This is a genomic window from Anaerotignum lactatifermentans (assembly GCF_016902535.1).
Lineage (GTDB): Bacteria > Bacillota > Clostridia > Lachnospirales > Anaerotignaceae > Anaerotignum > Anaerotignum lactatifermentans_A.
The window spans coordinates 1-15,948 of sequence record NZ_JACSNY010000006.1; the positions used below are offsets into that span (position 1 = coordinate 1).

The 15,948-nt window shown below is 46.3% G+C and carries 20 protein-coding genes; 3 read left to right on the forward strand and 17 right to left on the reverse strand.

The genetic code is table 11. From position 1 onward, the window contains the following. Positions 1-578: 578 nt before the first annotated feature. The 3 genes from H9X84_RS05985 to H9X84_RS05995 all read right to left on the reverse strand — a co-directional run bounded on the left by H9X84_RS05985 (position 579) and on the right by H9X84_RS05995 (position 2,336). Positions 579-1,307, reverse strand: a complete 729-nt coding sequence (locus H9X84_RS05985; protein WP_205133405.1) for a YebC/PmpR family DNA-binding transcriptional regulator — start codon at positions 1,305-1,307, stop codon at positions 579-581. Positions 1,308-1,411: 104 nt separating this feature from the next. Beyond that, positions 1,412-1,843 carry a hypothetical protein gene (locus H9X84_RS05990; protein WP_205133406.1) on the reverse strand — a complete coding sequence of 144 codons (432 nt, stop codon included), beginning with the start codon at positions 1,841-1,843 and terminating at the stop codon, positions 1,412-1,414. Between the two features lie 28 nt (positions 1,844-1,871). Then, complete coding sequence (locus H9X84_RS05995; protein ID WP_205133407.1) at positions 1,872-2,336, reverse strand: LysR family transcriptional regulator; 465 nt, start codon at positions 2,334-2,336, stop codon at positions 1,872-1,874. A gap of 148 nt (positions 2,337-2,484) precedes the next feature. Here H9X84_RS05995 and H9X84_RS06000 point away from each other — a divergent pair, with 148 nt between their 5' ends. Then, positions 2,485-3,684, forward strand: a complete 1,200-nt coding sequence (locus tag H9X84_RS06000; protein WP_205133408.1) for a DUF819 domain-containing protein — start codon at positions 2,485-2,487, stop codon at positions 3,682-3,684. 70 nt (positions 3,685-3,754) lie between these two features. Then, the gene (locus H9X84_RS06005; RefSeq protein ID WP_205133409.1) at positions 3,755-5,347 is read left to right on the forward strand and encodes an N-acyl-D-amino-acid deacylase family protein; all 1,593 of its coding nucleotides are present in this window, start codon (positions 3,755-3,757) and stop codon (positions 5,345-5,347) included. Between the two features lie 454 nt (positions 5,348-5,801). Here the strand turns inward: H9X84_RS06005 and H9X84_RS06010 are convergent, their stop codons facing one another. Next, the gene (locus H9X84_RS06010; protein ID WP_205133410.1) at positions 5,802-6,458 is read right to left on the reverse strand and encodes a YigZ family protein; all 657 of its coding nucleotides are present in this window, start codon (positions 6,456-6,458) and stop codon (positions 5,802-5,804) included. Positions 6,459-6,569: 111 nt separating this feature from the next. Here H9X84_RS06010 and H9X84_RS06015 point away from each other — a divergent pair, with 111 nt between their 5' ends. Next, positions 6,570-6,740 (forward strand): hypothetical protein, encoded by a 171-nt coding sequence (locus H9X84_RS06015; RefSeq protein WP_205133411.1) that lies wholly within the window; start codon positions 6,570-6,572, stop codon positions 6,738-6,740. A 48-nt stretch (positions 6,741-6,788) separates the two neighbouring features. Here the strand turns inward: H9X84_RS06015 and H9X84_RS06020 are convergent, their stop codons facing one another. The 13 genes from H9X84_RS06020 to H9X84_RS06080 form a co-directional block, all read right to left on the reverse strand. Next, positions 6,789-6,989 carry a helix-turn-helix transcriptional regulator gene (locus H9X84_RS06020; RefSeq protein ID WP_205133412.1) on the reverse strand — a complete coding sequence of 67 codons (201 nt, stop codon included), beginning with the start codon at positions 6,987-6,989 and terminating at the stop codon, positions 6,789-6,791. 1 nt (position 6,990) lies between these two features. Then, positions 6,991-7,341 (reverse strand): DUF3796 domain-containing protein, encoded by a 351-nt coding sequence (locus H9X84_RS06025; protein WP_205133413.1) that lies wholly within the window; start codon positions 7,339-7,341, stop codon positions 6,991-6,993. Positions 7,342-7,508: 167 nt separating this feature from the next. Further along, positions 7,509-7,991, reverse strand: a complete 483-nt coding sequence (locus H9X84_RS06030; RefSeq protein ID WP_205133414.1) for a hydrolase — start codon at positions 7,989-7,991, stop codon at positions 7,509-7,511. Between the two features lie 173 nt (positions 7,992-8,164). Further along, entirely contained in the window at positions 8,165-8,518 is a 354-nt protein-coding gene (gene spoVAE, locus H9X84_RS06035) for a stage V sporulation protein AE (RefSeq protein WP_205133415.1), read from the reverse strand. Positions 8,519-8,521: 3 nt separating this feature from the next. After that, entirely contained in the window at positions 8,522-9,541 is a 1,020-nt protein-coding gene (gene spoVAD, locus H9X84_RS06040; protein ID WP_205133416.1) for a stage V sporulation protein AD, read from the reverse strand. A gap of 4 nt (positions 9,542-9,545) precedes the next feature. Beyond that, a complete protein-coding gene (gene spoVAC / locus H9X84_RS06045) occupies positions 9,546-9,995 on the reverse strand; it encodes a stage V sporulation protein AC (RefSeq protein WP_330612277.1) in 450 nt (149 codons plus the stop codon). 245 nt (positions 9,996-10,240) lie between these two features. After that, on the reverse strand, positions 10,241-11,188 hold the full coding sequence (gene fba, locus H9X84_RS06050) for a class II fructose-1,6-bisphosphate aldolase (protein WP_205133417.1): 948 nt from the start codon (positions 11,186-11,188) through the stop codon (positions 10,241-10,243). Then, entirely contained in the window at positions 11,157-11,396 is a 240-nt protein-coding gene (locus tag H9X84_RS06055) for a hypothetical protein (RefSeq protein ID WP_205133418.1), read from the reverse strand. Before H9X84_RS06055 ends, fba begins: the two co-directional genes overlap by 32 nt. Then, positions 11,393-12,127, reverse strand: a complete 735-nt coding sequence (locus tag H9X84_RS06060; protein ID WP_205133419.1) for a FadR/GntR family transcriptional regulator — start codon at positions 12,125-12,127, stop codon at positions 11,393-11,395. The genes H9X84_RS06055 and H9X84_RS06060 overlap by 4 nt, the downstream gene beginning before the upstream one ends. 143 nt (positions 12,128-12,270) lie before the next feature. Then, positions 12,271-13,236: a 6-phosphofructokinase gene (pfkA, locus tag H9X84_RS06065; protein WP_205133420.1), complete on the reverse strand. Its 966-nt coding sequence runs from the start codon at positions 13,234-13,236 to the stop codon at positions 12,271-12,273. 71 nt (positions 13,237-13,307) lie between these two features. Next, on the reverse strand, positions 13,308-14,066 hold the full coding sequence (locus H9X84_RS06070) for an SDR family NAD(P)-dependent oxidoreductase (RefSeq protein WP_205133421.1): 759 nt from the start codon (positions 14,064-14,066) through the stop codon (positions 13,308-13,310). A 68-nt stretch (positions 14,067-14,134) separates the two neighbouring features. Beyond that, a complete protein-coding gene (locus H9X84_RS06075; RefSeq protein WP_205133422.1) occupies positions 14,135-15,073 on the reverse strand; it encodes a transketolase family protein in 939 nt (312 codons plus the stop codon). A 28-nt stretch (positions 15,074-15,101) separates the two neighbouring features. Continuing rightward, positions 15,102-15,935 carry a transketolase gene (locus H9X84_RS06080; RefSeq protein ID WP_205133571.1) on the reverse strand — a complete coding sequence of 278 codons (834 nt, stop codon included), beginning with the start codon at positions 15,933-15,935 and terminating at the stop codon, positions 15,102-15,104. Positions 15,936-15,948: the final 13 nt, after the last annotated feature.

The window sequence follows — 15,948 nt, forward strand, 5'->3', positions numbered from 1 at the left end:
CTATCTGACACCAGATGAAATGGAAGCAACATTCTGGGATCGGCAAGGAATCTAGCCGTTCCCAGAAAATATATTCAAAAATCGTGTCTTTTTTATTGACTATAGTCCAGCATATAGACTTCAGGATGTTCATGCGGCTTTACTTTTAGCACTTTGATTTCTTTTTCCTTCATTCTCATTCCTCTTTTCATTTTTTGAAGGTTACTTAATTTAGTTGGTTTTTACAAAATAAATTTATTTTTTTGTTATATCTGAATTCCTCCTCTCTTTTAAAAAATATATTTCGAACTGTATCAACAAAGATACAGTTTCTTTCAAAATAAACTTTATCTCTTTTTCACAAACTTCAAATTTCTTTCAAAAAATGGTTATATTTTTGCAAACCACTTTTTTGTCGATTTTCAGAAATGAAAAAAGGCAGTGAGATTTTTTTCATCTCACTGCCCGAAAATCGTTTTTTAACTCCAAAAACGCTATGTCATCTATAAAATTGGATTTTTTGGGGCTTTGAAAATCACCCTCAAAAACCGCTGAAAGCCTTGATTTTACTCATCTTTCGGCTATGTCATCTATTTTGATCACTCATCCCAGTTATGATATACATTCTGTACATCATCATCGTCATCCAGCATATCCAGCAATTTATTCATTTTCTTAATATCCTCATCAGATTTCAATTCTGTATATGTCTGGGGGATCATTGTCACTTCAGCGCTTGCCATAGGAATACCTGCTGTTTCCAGTGCTTCTCTTACCGCAGAGAAATCATCGGGAGATGTGGTAATTTCGTAGCTGTCCTCTTCTGCCGCAAAATCCTCCGCGCCAGCATCCAGAGCTGCCATCATCAGTTCTTCCTCGTCCATTTCTACTTCTTCTTTATCAATGACAATCAGACCCTTCTGGTCGAACATGAAAGATACGCAGCCATTGGTACCCATATTGCCGCCGCCTTTTGTAAAAGCATTTCTCACATTGGCAGCCGCTCTGTTTCTGTTGTCTGTCAGCGCTTCTACGATTACAGCTACACCGCTGGGACCATAGCCTTCGTATGTAACCAGTTCATATTCTACGCCTTCCTCGTTACCAGCTGCTTTTTTGATACTTCTTTCGATGGTATCGTTAGGCATATTATTAGATTTGCATTTTGCAATGACATCTCTCAATTTCCCATTGACGGCGGGGTCAGGACCTCCTGCTTTTACCGCTACCTGAATTTCTCTGCCCAGCATGGTAAATACTTTGCCTTTTGCCGCATCATTTTTTTCTTTTTTATGTTTGATATTTGCAAATTTCGAATGTCCTGACATTAGGAACCCTCCTCTTAAAAATTTCACCCAAATATTTTATCACTTTTTCTCCGAAAATACAAGGAAAACTGAAGAGAAATCAGTCTCTATCCCCTCTTATTTTTCTATATCATAAAAAGCCCTTCAACTTCTCTAATAAATTCCACAGCCAGATCGGAATGGTAAGTATCCTTTCGATAAACCCAACCTACCTCAAATAAAAAAGGTGCATCGACAATGGGAACCACTTTTGCATAGGAAAAAAAAGGGATCTTCTCATATGCCGGAGCACAGTTCACGACACAGGCATAAGCGTTTTTTCCCCGAATAAACTCATGGGCTGTTGTCCTGTCATTAACCTCAATCAACGATCTTGCCCCCATTGCAGCACACATTTTTTTATTCACCATATCAAATACCGGTAATTTTTCCGCAATAATCGTTAAGGATCTTTCGTGCAGGTCTTTTAGGCATACCTCTTTTTCCGGATTTTTCGAGTTATGCTCTAAAGAAAACATCGCAGCCGGTTTACTGCTGTAAATTGATTCAAAAACCATATCTTCCAATTCTAATTTCGCAAGCCATTTATTTTTTTTCAAGAGTCGGAATTGAAATCAAACCCAATTCTACATTACGGTCATGCACATCCATTACAATTTCAGAAACAGATGTTTGATTATATCTGAAATTTACTGTTGCGTTTTCATATTTTTCCATCATGCGGCGAAAAATTACTTGAGCAAACAAAAGATATGATACCGAAACAGAAAATGACAGTGCAGCCTTGGCTGAGGAAAAATCTTTTGCCGCCGCTTCAATTTGATCGGCGTATTTCAAAAGCCCTTGCGCATTCTGAACAAAGACCTTCCCAAACTCTGTCAATTCAATCCCATGATGGCTGCGGATAAATATTTTTTGCTGCAGTTCCCGTTCCAATGATTTCAGCGAATTGCTGATATTCGGCTGAGAAAGATACAAATGATGCGCTGCTTTATTAATAGAACCAGATTGATATATACTTAATACCTGCCGGATCTGCTCAATTTTCATAACCCCACCTCCATAATTATATTATAACACTTTTTTATAACCAATGCCATATTTTGATATTACCATGTTTTATTTCCTCTCCTATATAATAATCTTAACCAATTGGTTCGCAGAAGAAAGCTATATCATACAGAAGGGATGTGTTATTATGACATCATGGATTCAGGCAGAAGATACCTTATATTTATGGATGGTAATTATGGCTGTCACTGCGCTGGCCATCACCATTGAACAAAAATGGAAATGGGGCGCGCGGGTCAGCAGCTGTGTTATGTGTATCGCAGGCGGGATGATCTTAGCAAATTTAAAAGTCATTCCCTTTTCCTCCCCTGTTTATGACAGTATTGGGAATATCCTGCTACTTTTGGCAATTCCTTTGCTGTTATTCAAATCTGATATTCGAAAAATTTATAAGTCCAGCGGAACAACCTTTTTAATTTTCAATATCTGCGCTGTCAGTGCGTTCCTGGCTTCCTGCTTAATCCCCATTATCTTCAGAAATGTGGACAATATCGCTAAATTCGCTGCTATGTATAGTGCTGCTGCTGTCGGTGGCACTGTAAACGCCGTTGCTATTACACAGATTTTTGATGTTCCTACCGATATGCTTAACGGACTGGGCCTGGTTGGGAACTTCACAGTTGCTATGATTGTATTTTTCTTTGGTCAGTTCTGCAGAACAAAATTTTTCCGTACAAACTTCCGACATCCTCATATTGATGAATATGAAAGAGAATTGGCAGAAGGCGGCAACAAAGAAGGAGCAACAGAAGCCGCCATGTATTGGAAAAGCAAAGGGATCTCTTTAAAAGACATTGCTCAGGCAATGGCCATTACCTTTGTAATCGTCAGCATCAGCCAGCTGATCTCTGGAATAATCAGCAACAGCAACGCGGGCTTTGTCGTAAAACAGCTCTTTGGCAGTGTATACTTGGTTATGACACTGTTGACAACCATCGTCGCAACTGCTTTTCCCAAATTTATGGGAAATGTCAAAGGCTCTGATGAGCTGGGCAACATCATGCTGCTTATGTGGTTTGTCACCATTGGCTGCTCCGCCAACCTGGTACAGATCATCCAGTACGGCGGTCTGATTATCTGTGCTTTCTACATCGTTTTTGCAGTAATGTGTCTTTTGGTCTTTGCCATTGGCAAAATTTTCAAATTCGATCTGGAAGAAATGATGGTCGGCATCATCGCCTCCATCGGCGGACCTCCCACCGCTGCTGCACTGTCCATCAGCATGGGTTGGAAAAAGATGGTCGTTCCCGGCGTCCTGGTGGGTCTTTATGGCTATATCATCGGCAACTATGTGGGCGTCCTCGTTGGAAATATTTTTGGTGCGTAATATCCAAATCTAAGCAGTATTTTCATAAAACATCTATTCATACAATAAAACAGAAAAGAGGCGGCTACTTATGTTAGACATTCTCATTCAAAATGGTACCCTTATAGACGGTACCGGAAAAAAGGCATTTCAGGCCGACATCGGTATAACAGACGGCAAAATCACATTTCACACAGAGCAAGCATCTGCTCGCCAGGTAATCAATGCCCATGGCAAAATTGTTTGTCCCGGATTTATTGATTTTCATTCTCACGGAGATATGGTCTTAGGTCAGGACTTTGCAAAACTATGCAAAGTTTCACAGGGGATCACCACGGAGATTGCCGGACAATGCGGCTCTTCGATGTTTCCTGTCAGACCGGAAAAATTGGAGCTGTATAAAACGCTTCTCTCCGTTGGAACTGCCACCTATCCTGATGATATGCCCAACTGGATCACATTTCAGCGCTACCTGGAATATGCAAAACAGCTCCCTTTAGCAGCAAATATTAAATTTTTGGTAGGCCACGGCTCTCTGCGGCTGGCTGTAATGGGTTATGCCTGCCGAAAACCAACTGTCGAAGAACTGGAAACCATGAAGCATCTTTTGCGGGAGTGCATGGAACACGGCGCATTGGGCATGAGCTCCGGCCTGATCTACACCCCCAGCGCTTATGCGGAAACAGACGAATTGGCAGAACTGGCAAAAGTGGTTGCGGAATATGACGGACTGTATGCTACACATATGCGCAATGAATCCTATGATGTAGTAAATTCCGTAAAAGAGGCCATCGAAATTGGCCGCAGAAGCGGTGTTCGTGTCAGCATTTCACACCACAAGGTATGCGGCAAACAAAACTGGGGATTATCCAGAGAAACCCTGGCATTGGTCGATAAAGCCATTCAGGACGGTATCCGTATTACATTGGATCAATACCCCTATACCGCTTCCATGACCCATTTAAATGCCTGTATTCCACCCTGGTACTTTACCGAAGGCATCCCCGCAATGGCGGAAAAACTAAAGGACCCGGAAGTACGCAAAAAACTGGAACAGGAAATCAATGATCCCACAACGCCCTTTGATAACTATGTTCGCAACTGCGGCGGATATGAAGGCATATTCATCTCCTCCTGTCCCGTTACCCATGAAGCAGAAGGAAAATTCCTCAGCGACTACGCTGCAGAAACTGGCGTAACCCCTTTCCAGGCCCTCTGTAATCTGTTAGCGGCAAACGGCGGTGTAGGCACAGCCATCTACCACTGCATGTCTGAAGAGGATCTGGATCGGATCATTTCCTATCCTCATACTGTTGTCGGTACTGACGGCATCTGCCGTGCCATGGAAGAAAAAGCGCATCCCCGCGCATTTGGCACCTTCGTCCGGGCCATCTGTCACTTTCAGAAAGAGCGGAATCTGATGTCTCTGGAGGAAATCATTCGAAAAATGACCTCTCTCCCTGCCAGCCGCGCCATGCTGGAAAACAAAGGTGCTTTGGCGGAAGGTTATGACGCTGACCTGGTAATCTTTGATTATGACACATTAGAAGATACCCCCAATTACACTCATTCCAATCAGGTTTGCCAGGGAATTGAATCTGTCATTGTCAACGGCACCATCGTTTATGAACACGGTGCGCTGACCGGTGCCCATGGCGGCAAAATTCTGCTTCACAAAAAGTAATATCATTTCCTATCAACACACAGAATTAGAGGCATCTTCATAAAAAAACAAATATCGCCGGAATCCTTGTAATAAGGAGGATTCCGGCAACCCAATTTTGATCTGAATTGTTTTCTTATGAAGACAGCCATTGCGCTCCCCTTAAAAAATCAGGGAATAAGAAAATCGTTGTTTTCTTAAGGGGAAGCTGCTTTTATTCTACCTTATTTTGTCCCTCTCAAGCCCTGGCTTTTTCCAGAAAAGACCGGGGCTATTTTCATAAAACCATATTCCAATCTTTTTTATCAGGAAACAAATATCGCTGAAACCAATACAGTACAATAGATTTCAGCGATTCTGTTTTGATTTATATTATTTTATGATAAAGACACCATTTCCGTTTTTCAAAAAAACACAAGAAAAACCATATTTTTAAGAAAATCTGATTTTTTTGGGATTTTCGCTTCTCTTCTTTTTATTCTTCCATCAGCCGCAGCTGTCCCTCCTGCCAGACACCAAACACCTCATCGGTCATTTCATAGACCTCACGGCCCTTCATGATATCCAGCATTTTTTTCTCAAAGGCATCTCCCGCTTCCGATTCTGCCAGCACCACAAACTCCACTTTATCCGTATAGACCGTATCATAGAGCACATGGCCATCCTGCAGGATCTCATACTGCACCTTGCCGGAATCCGTATAATCCACCGTCACATGGTAGCGTCGATACAGCACCAACTCCGCAATGCCTGCCGCCAAAAGACCTTCCTTTGCCGCTTTTCCATAGGCACGCACCAATCCGCCGGTTCCCAGAAGCGTACCGCCGAAGTATCTCGTGACAACAATAGCCGTATCCTTTACATCCTCCCCCTTGAGCACATTCAGCACCGGCATCCCGGCTGTGCCCTGAGGTTCGCCGTCATCACTGAACCGCTGGATCTCGTTTCGCTCACCCAACTGGTAGGCAAAGACATTATGAGTAGCATCCCAGTATTTTTTCTTCAACTCATCAATAAAGGCTCTGGCCTCTTCTTCCGTTTTCACCGGGCGGACTGTCGCGATAAACCGGGATTTCTTCTCCACAATCTCCGCTTCCGCCTGGGCCAGAATGGTTTTATATTTTTTCAGCATATCAATCACCGTATACCAGTATAGCAAAAAGATGTTCTATTCTCAAGATAAAAGGCATAAAACCCGGCTTTTTCCGCCATACTAAGAATATCACAAAAAGGAGGCGGTTATATGTCCGGACAAAAGTACGAAGATCTGGCAGATCTTCTGCTCAACAACGAAAGAGCGAAACATTTCTATAAATCTCTTCCTGATGAGATACAGATTTCTCTTTCCAACAACGGCAGCAGCATCCATTCCATGGAAGAGCTTCGCCGGTTCGTCAACGAAAATCATCATTAAAAAAGCGGTGGTACCCATCCTTTGCAACAGGTCAGGTACCGCCGTTTTTCAGTCAAAAATAAAAATCTCTTCTATGGGGGCTTCCACTGCCCGGGAAATATCTATGGCCAATTTTAAGGACGGATTGTATTTTCCCGCCTCCAGCCGCATGATGGTCTCCCGTCGGACGCCCACCTTTTCCGCCAGCTGTTCCTGGGTCAATCCCTTTGCCTGGCGGTATTTTTTCAGGTTACAGGTAAATACCGCCATATTACTTTTCCTCCAATACATACAGCTTCCAGCTGTACAGATTTAACAGCAGCGCATAAGCCGCCACCACCAGAACAAAGACCAGTTCCATATTTCGGAACAAAATGCCCGCGCACCAGATGATGAACAGCGCAGCAATGGAAATTCTGCCGATCCAGGCCAGCGCCTCCTTCTGATCCTCCTGATACCGTTCGTCCTGACGGTCTCCCTGTATCCTGCCCAGAAAGAAATTTCCGCAGAAGGCAAAAAATCCGAAATAGGCCAGATCCAGCACATCCCCTGAACCGATATAGCGAAAAGCAAAGCAGCCCAGGAATCCAAGAAAGCCTAGAAAAAATTTTTTACGAAACATACTCTTTCCCCCTCTATGTGATATATTTATCTCTCTTTAAGATAAATATATCACATTCCACCATCCATGTCAACCGAAAAGTTACAAATATATCACTTTTAATTTCCGCACAAAAAGAAAAGACCTCATACCATCAGGATATGAGATCTTTTCCCGGTTTCGTTCAATCAGGACTGCGCAACGGCACGTCTTGCTACTTTCACATACTTTCTCTCCGCAACTTCGAATACTGCGGACAGTTTGTCTACGAAAGTAATGACATAGGATTCGATATAGCGCGGCGGCACGATAGTGCAGGGCCACATATGTTTCAAAATCGCGTCTTTTTCCACTTTATTTAATTCTGTAATCTTTTTCGCGTTGTCATAAGCAACCCGAGGATGCCAAGCTGCGTGATTGGAACGGATGCATTTTTTTGTTCTCCAATCATAGAAGAACAAGTCATGCAGCAAACCTGCTCTCGCTGCGGAACGATAATCCCATCCCATGCGGTAGCAGATCAAAAAGCTGTAATACGACACGTTGATGCTGTGCTGCAAACGGCTGGTTTCGCAATGCTGCATATGATCGTCCAGCTTCTGGATCATTTCGTGCCCGAGGAGATCCCCCACGCACGCTTTGTACTCTGCCAGCAGTGAATCCTCATCCAATTTTGTGAAGTCCTTTCTTGAACCGATTGCCTTGTGCATTTCACATCGTTCCTTCCATGTAGAGTTAAGCGTAAAACTTAATTTACATTCTCATTATAGCACAAAAAGAAATACACGACTACAAAAAAACGTATAAAATTTCTTTAAAATTCTTCCTTAGAATTAAGCTCCTTTTATTTCTCCCGCGGTTCAGCCAGCAGTGCCGCGCCAAAGCCAAACAGAACTGCCGCCGCTAACCCGCCGGCCGCTGATTTCAGTCCACCGGTCAGTATACCGAAGGCCCCTGCACTGTCGATTTCCTCCATCACGCCTTTTGCCAGATTCGCGCCAAATCCCGTCAGCGGCACCGTCGCGCCGGCCCCCGCGAACTCCACCAGTCTGGGGTAAATCCCCACTGCCCCCAGCAAGCAGCCCACACAGACATAAAGCACCAGTATTCTGGCAGGAGTCAGCTTTGTTTTATCTATGAGAATTTGTCCAATGACACAGATACTGCCGCCTACCAGAAACGCCTTTAAAAATTCCACCGCCTATTCCTCCCTTCCGCTTTCCAGAACAATGCCATGGGCAATACCGGGAATGGAAAGTCCCTGCTGAACCGAAGTGGTGCTCAGCAGAGCCCCCGTCGGTACAAAAAGCATCCGCCGGATCTCTCCCCGACAAAGCCTAGGATAAAAATAAGAAGCGAAGGTCAGCGCGGAACAGGCACAGCCGCTGCCGCCGGCATGTACGTCCTGTCTGGTTCGATCAAAAATCAACATACCGCAGTCCGTATATCGCTCATCCGCCAAAAATCCTTCCTGTTTCAGCAGTTTTATGGCCAGCTCACGGCCAATATGCCCCAAGTCTCCTGTCGCAATCACATCATAATCCTTTACCTGCCGCCCGGTCTCCCGCAGATGGGCAGCGATCAGGGCTGCCGCCGCCGGTGCCATGGCCGCCCCCATATGATTGGCGTCTTTGATGCCCAGATCCACAATTTTTCCTGTGGTAATCTCACGGATCAACGGCCCTTCCCCCTGCCGGGAAAGAACCACCGCCCCCGCTCCGGTTACCGTTCTCGCCGATACCGGCGGACGCTGTATGCCAAGGGGCAGCGGAAAACGGAACTGCTTTTCCGCGGAGCAAAAATGGCTGGAGGCCCCTGCCAGCACAGTTTCCGCGAAACCGCCGTCCAGCAGCATTGCCCCCAGACTCATGGTTTCACCCATGGTAGAGCAGGCGCCAAAAACGCCAAAACAGGGGATAGAAAAATCCTTAATGCCAAATGTGGTTCCTATGCATTGATTCAATAGATCACCGCAGAGAATATAATTCATATCCCCCATGGTATGCCCTGACTTTTCCACCGCCCGTTCCATGGCTTCCCGGACAAAATGGCTTTCCGCCTTTTCCCAGCTGTCCTCTCCAAACATTGCGTCTATTACAACCCGATCGAAATATTCCCCCAAGGGGCCTTCCCCTTCCATCTTTCCTGCCACACCGGCGGCGCCTACCACATGGATCTCTTTCTCCAACCGCACCGTCTGCGGGCCCAATCGTTTTCCCATATCCTCACCTGCCCAACAAAAAATAAATCAGTCCCACTATCACCGAGGTCAGCGTGCCATAGACGATGACCGGCCCGGCAATCAGAAACATTTTTGCGGCCATGCCCAGCACCAGCCCCTCTTTTTTAAATTCAATGGCGGGAGACACTACGGAATTGGCAAAGCCTGTAATAGGGACCTCTGTTCCGGCGCCGCAGTGCTTCCCCAGCCTGCCGTAAATCCCCAAAGCCGTCAGTACCGCCGATATACCGATCAGCGTCACCGATACCATCAGCCCGCATTCTTCTTCGGTCATAGCCATAGACAGATACCAATGGCGAAAGGCCTGTCCCAGCGTGCAGATCGCCCCGCCGGACAAAAATGCCAGGATACAGTTCTTGACAATAGGACTTTTGGGGGAAACCTCCTCCACCATTTTCTCATATTCCTGTTTTGTGTGTTCATTGGCCTCCACAAAACATCACCTCTCTTTTCCTTTTCCTCAGTAGTATGCGCTGTTTTTTTCTTTTCTTGCGTCACAGGTCAGGAAAAACGGCTGATAAACAAAAAAAGAAGGAACCTTACCTGTCCCATAGGGTAATGTTCCTTCTTTTAATGATGATAAAATATCTTTTCCGCCTCAAGGGGCCGCAAAGCCATGGAGGTCAAAGAGGCAGAAACATGTCTAAAGCAGTTTCATAAAAAAGTTCTTCCAAAACCTTATTTCATGGAATCGGCGGAACCAATCACATCCTTGATCTTTCCTTCCACCAATTCTGTAATCAGGTCACGGCCGCTGCCCAGATACCCTCTGGGGTCAATGCCTGCCGGGTCCTCTGCCAGCGCTTTCCGCACTGCCGCCGTCATAGCCAGACGCAGATCCGTGTCCATATTGATCTTGCAGACTGCCATGGAAGCCGCCTTACGCAGCATTTCCGCCGGAATGCCCTTGGCGCCGTTGATCTTTCCGCCATAGGCGTTGCACATTTCTACGCTCTTCTGGTCTACTGAGGACGCACCATGAAGAACGATAGGAAAGTTGTGGATACCCGCTTCTTCCAGCTTCCTTGTAATTTCTTCCAGACGCTCGAAATCCAGCTTTGCCTCTCCCTTGAATTTATAGGCCCCATGGCTGGTACCAATGGCAACGGCCAGAGAGTCCACACCGGTACGTTTTACAAAATCCACTGCCTGATCGGGATCTGTAAAGGACGCGTTTTTCTCGTCTACCTTCACATCATCCTCAATCCCCGCCAGTTTTCCCAGCTCCGCCTCTACTACAACGCCTCTGGCGTGGGCATAGTCCACAATTTCCTTTGTTTTTGCCACATTCTCCTCATAATCATAATGAGAACCGTCAAACATAACGGAAGTAAATCCATAGTCGATACAATCGCGGCAAGTTTCAAAATCCGGGCCATGATCCAGATGCAGCGCAATATCCAGTCCCGTTTCCGCCACAGCCGCCTCTACCATAGCCCGCAAATATTTCGGATGGGCATATTTCAGCGCGCCTTTGGAGACCTGTAAGATCACCGCGGAATTCTGCCTTCTGGCAGCTTCCACAATTCCCTGTATGATCTCCATGTTATTGATATTGAAGGCGCCAATGGCGTAACCGCCCTGAAACGCCTTTTCAAACATATTCTTTGTCGTAACCAAAGCCATTGCAAAAACACCTCTCTTTTTTTAATGCCCGAGGATCTTCTTCCTTCATTCCCAGCGCTGATCCTTTCCCTTTTGGAAAAGATTTCGGCACAGCAGCCAGGAACAGGCCTTCCTTTGAAAAATCCCCATGGCTGTTTTCTCCCCATGATTTCATGGACAAAGCCATTCCGGCAAGCAAGGGCGCTTTGTTGACTGTTCCTTCTTTCAATGATCTTCGTAGGTCAATTTATCGTACAAATAACTGTTATGGATGACTTCATCAATACGATCGTACGCTTGATTCTGAATCACCTCATAAATATCCTTATGCACCCGCAGCAGATCTTCTTTCAGCTGATTTTCCAACACATGGGTCACTGTACGCAGACGCAGGCTGTAAGTCAGTGTTCGTACCACAGAATTGATCTTGAACATCAGAGAGTTATGGATCATTTCTGAGATCGTATCATGAAAATCATTGTCCGCCTCAAATACCTTCAGGATATCCATAGGTTCCGCCTGAATGGCCTCCTCCAGCACACAATATTTTTCATAAAGCTTCTCCACATCCTCCTGTGTCCGTTTCTTCAAGGCGGAACGGATGATGCTCTGTTCCATAAACTCCCGGAATTCCTTCAATTCTGTATAGGAATCATCCTCATTTAAGATAATGCCATAGATCATAGGATCAATCATAGAGTCCGTAAAACCGCTTCTGACGAAGGTACCGTCCGCTCTGCGGATCTCTAAAACACCTAAATATACCAGTATTTTAATGGCCTCCCGGATAGAGTTGCGTCCTACCCCAAAGCTCTCAGACATTTCCAGCTCTGTCGGGATTTTGTCCCCCGGCTTTAACGCGCCGGTCAGCATCGCTTCTGTCAGCCGGTCTATGACCTGCTGTACCACAGATTCCTTCTGGATCGGCTTCAAGCCGATCTCTTTTGACTTTGTTGCCATATGCAATCTACCTGCCTTTATTTTCTTTCGTTCACTTTATGATACAAATTTCAGAATACTTATTAACCACACCTATTATATATGAAATCCCTTGTATTCTCAACCTTCTGGCACAAAGTTGTACAGAAAATAAAGCATTTGTCTTAATTAGAGATATTCCGGCAAATCTCCAGCAGACCAAAGTCAATATTTTTTTTCATTGCCAGAGCTTCCCTGATATCAAAATCCACCACCTGATCCCGCTGGATGGCAACCACACGGTTTGCGATGCCTTTGCGAAGAAGTTCTACGGCGTAATTTCCCATTTTTGCCGCATAGACCCGATCCAGCATAGTCGGCGTACCGCCGCGCTGGATATGGCCCAGTATGGTGATGCGGGAATCCACTCCGGTTTTTTCCACGATGATCTCCGCCATTTTTTGCAGGTCGATCTTACAGCCCTCCGAAACCACGATGATGTGGTGGGTTTTCCCCTGTCTTTTCCGCTCCAGAATATTCTGACAGACATCATGTTCCACATCAAAGGCCGCTTCCGGCACCAGCACATCGGCCGCCCCCACGGCCAGACCTACATCCAGTGCCAGAAATCCGGCATTTCTGCCCATGACCTCGATAATACTGCATTTTTCATGACTGCGGGCCGTATCCCGCAGACGGTCGATGGCCTCCACTGCCACATTACAGGCAGTGTCAAAGCCAATGGTATAGTCCGTGCACTTGATATCATTGTCGATAGTGCCGGGAATGCCCACCGTAGGCAGTCCCGCGGCGCATAGCTTTTCCGCCGCGGCAAAGGAGCCATCTCCGCCGATAACCACCAGCCCATCCAGGCCCATTCCGCGCGCATTTTCCACTGCCTTTTGAATTCCTTCCTGCGTGAACATTTCCTGACATCTTGCTGTATAAAGCACCGTGCCGCCATCTTTGACGATACAGGAGACCGCGTTGCTGTCCAGAGGAACCGTATCCCCATGAAGCAGCCCCTGATACCCCCGATGGATGCCGATGACCTCCATGGCGCTGTGGCAGGCAGTTCGTACAGCGGAGCGGATGGCCGCGTTCATTCCCGGCGCATCTCCGCCGCTGGTCAATATTCCAATGGTTTTCATACTATCCCTCCATGAAATGTTCCGCAGGCAGCCCGCATAGCCGCAAGACTGCCCGCTGGAATCTCCACTGTTTAGTCCATATGAGAGCCGCCGTTAATGTCGATCTCTTCCCCTGTGATATAGCTTGCTTCTTTGGATGCCAGGAATACAATGGCATTGGCAACTTCCTGTGTCTCGCCAGGACGTCCCATAGGGATGCCGTCAATGACTTTATCGGCATCTGCTTTGGGCAGAGATTTCCAGATTTCTGTGTTGATCAGACCGGGGCAGACACAGTTGATGGTCACGCCGTCAGCGGAGATCTCTCTGGCCAGGTTTTTGGAAAAGCCAAGTACAGCCGCCTTGGACGCGGAGTAGTGCGCGCCGCCGAATACACCGCCGCCTCTTTTGCCGGATACAGAGGACAGATTGACGATTCTGCCGTATTTTGCCGCTCTCATAGGCTTCATGCAGGCCTGTGTACACAGGAACAGACCAAACATGTTTACTTCAAAGATCCGTTTCATATCCTCCAGTGTCATATCTTCTACGGTTACCTTCTGGGAAATACCGGCATTGTTGATGAGTACATCGATACGTCCGAATTTATCCATGATGGTTTTTACCATATTGTCAACAGAAGCTTTGTCTGTAACATTCAGTTCAATGCCAAACGCTTTGCCGCCTTCTGCTTCGATCTCCTTTACGGTATTTGCTACACCCTCTGTATTCATGTCGGCAATGACAACAGTACCGCCCTGGGCCGCAAAGGTTTTGGCGATGGTTTTGCCAATACCCTTGGGAGAGCCGCTGCCTGTAACGATGATGACCTGTCCATTAAAATCCAACATAATGATTTCCTCCTTTTTTCTATATAAATTCTATCATACATACTTTGTTAAACATATGATGTTTATGCTTATAAAGAATACAGTTCTTTTGCTGTCTTAACGATATTTTCCACGGTAATGCCATTGATGGCCAACAGTCTTTCATAGGGCGCGGACTGACCAAACTGGTCCTGGATGCCAATACGTTTTACAATGCCCTTCCCTTTTTCCGCTGCGACCTCGCAAACCGCACTGCCCAGACCATTGAGGATATTATGATCCTCTACGGTGATGATCTTTCCGATATGATCCACACAGTAGTTTACTTCTTCCACATCCAGCGGTTTGATGGTATGCATATCCACCACTCTTGCCTGGATGCCTTCCTTTGCCAGTTCTTCCGCCGCTTTCAGCGCCAGAACCACTGTATCCCCGTTGGCAATAATGGCAACATCCTTGCCCTCCTTCAGCACATTCGCTTTCCCGATGACAAATTCCGCCGTTTCATCATAGATCACAGGGATCGCGTCTCTGGTAAAACGCAGATAGCAGGGGCCGTACATTTCCGCTGCCGCCGCTGTCAGCTTCTTGGCCGCAACATAGTCCGCAGGCATGATAACCGTCATATTGGGGATGGTACGCAGTACGCCCATATCCTCGATGCTCTGGTGGCTGGCACCGTCGTTGGCCGGTGTTACGCCGCCGTGGGAGCAGGCAATCTTTACATTCAAATTGGGATAGCAGATCTCCTGACGGATCATTTCACACATTCTTAGAGAACCGAATACGGCATATGTTACTACAAAAGGAATCTTGCCGCAGGTAGCCATACCCGCTGCCACACCTGCGCCGTTCTGCTCCGCGATACCCACATTGATATGCTGTTTAGGCAGCTGTTTTACAAATTCTCCTGTTTTGCAGGATTTGCCGATATCAATATCAATCACACAAATATCTTTATTCTGTTTGCCCAGAGCCACAATCTCTTCTCCGAAGCCTTCTCTGGTGGCCTTTTTCATTTCGCTCATGCTTTATTCTCCTTTCCATCGGCAGATTTCAGATCATCTGCGCATCCAGTTCCTTCATTGCCTGTGCGTATTCCTCATCATTGGGCGCCACACCATGCCAGCCGCAGGCATTTTCCATATAGGAAACGCCTTTGCCTTTTACGGTGTGACCAAAAATGCATTTGGGCTTTCCGTTTTTGGATTCTCTGATTCGATCCAGTGTATCCACAATCTGCTGCATATCGTTTCCGTCGATTTCATAGCTTTCAAAACCGAAGGCTTCGAATTTTTTGCCCAGATGAATATTGGGCATAACCTCGTCACAGGTGCCGTCCAACTGCAGATTGTTGTCATCCACAAATACAATCAGGTTATCCAGATGATACTTATTGGCTGTCTGCGCCGCCTCCCAGATCTCGCCTTCCTGGGCTTCGCCGTCACCTACCACAACAAAAGCACGGTAGTCTTTGCCGTCCATTTTGGCACAAAGGGCCATACCTACGGCACAGGCCAGCCCCTGCCCCAGAGAACCGGTAGAAATATCAATGCCGGGGCATTTTTTCATATCGGGGTGTCCCTGCAAAATAGAGCCTTCTTTTCTGAGGGTATGCAGTTCTTTTTCCGGGAAATAACCCAGTGTACCCAGTGCCGCGTACTGGATCGGGCAAACATGGCCTTTGGAAAGCACAAAACGGTCTCTGTCTTCCCATTTGGGATTTTTAGGGTCAATATTCATTTCTCTGAAATAGCAGGCCGCTACAAAATCCGCCGCTGACAGAGATCCGCCGGGATGTCCGGACTGTGCCTCATAGATCATTGTGACCGCTTTTTTCCGCAAATCTGTGGCAATGTTCTTCAGTTCGTTTACACTTACGTTTTTCATCATATTCCACCTC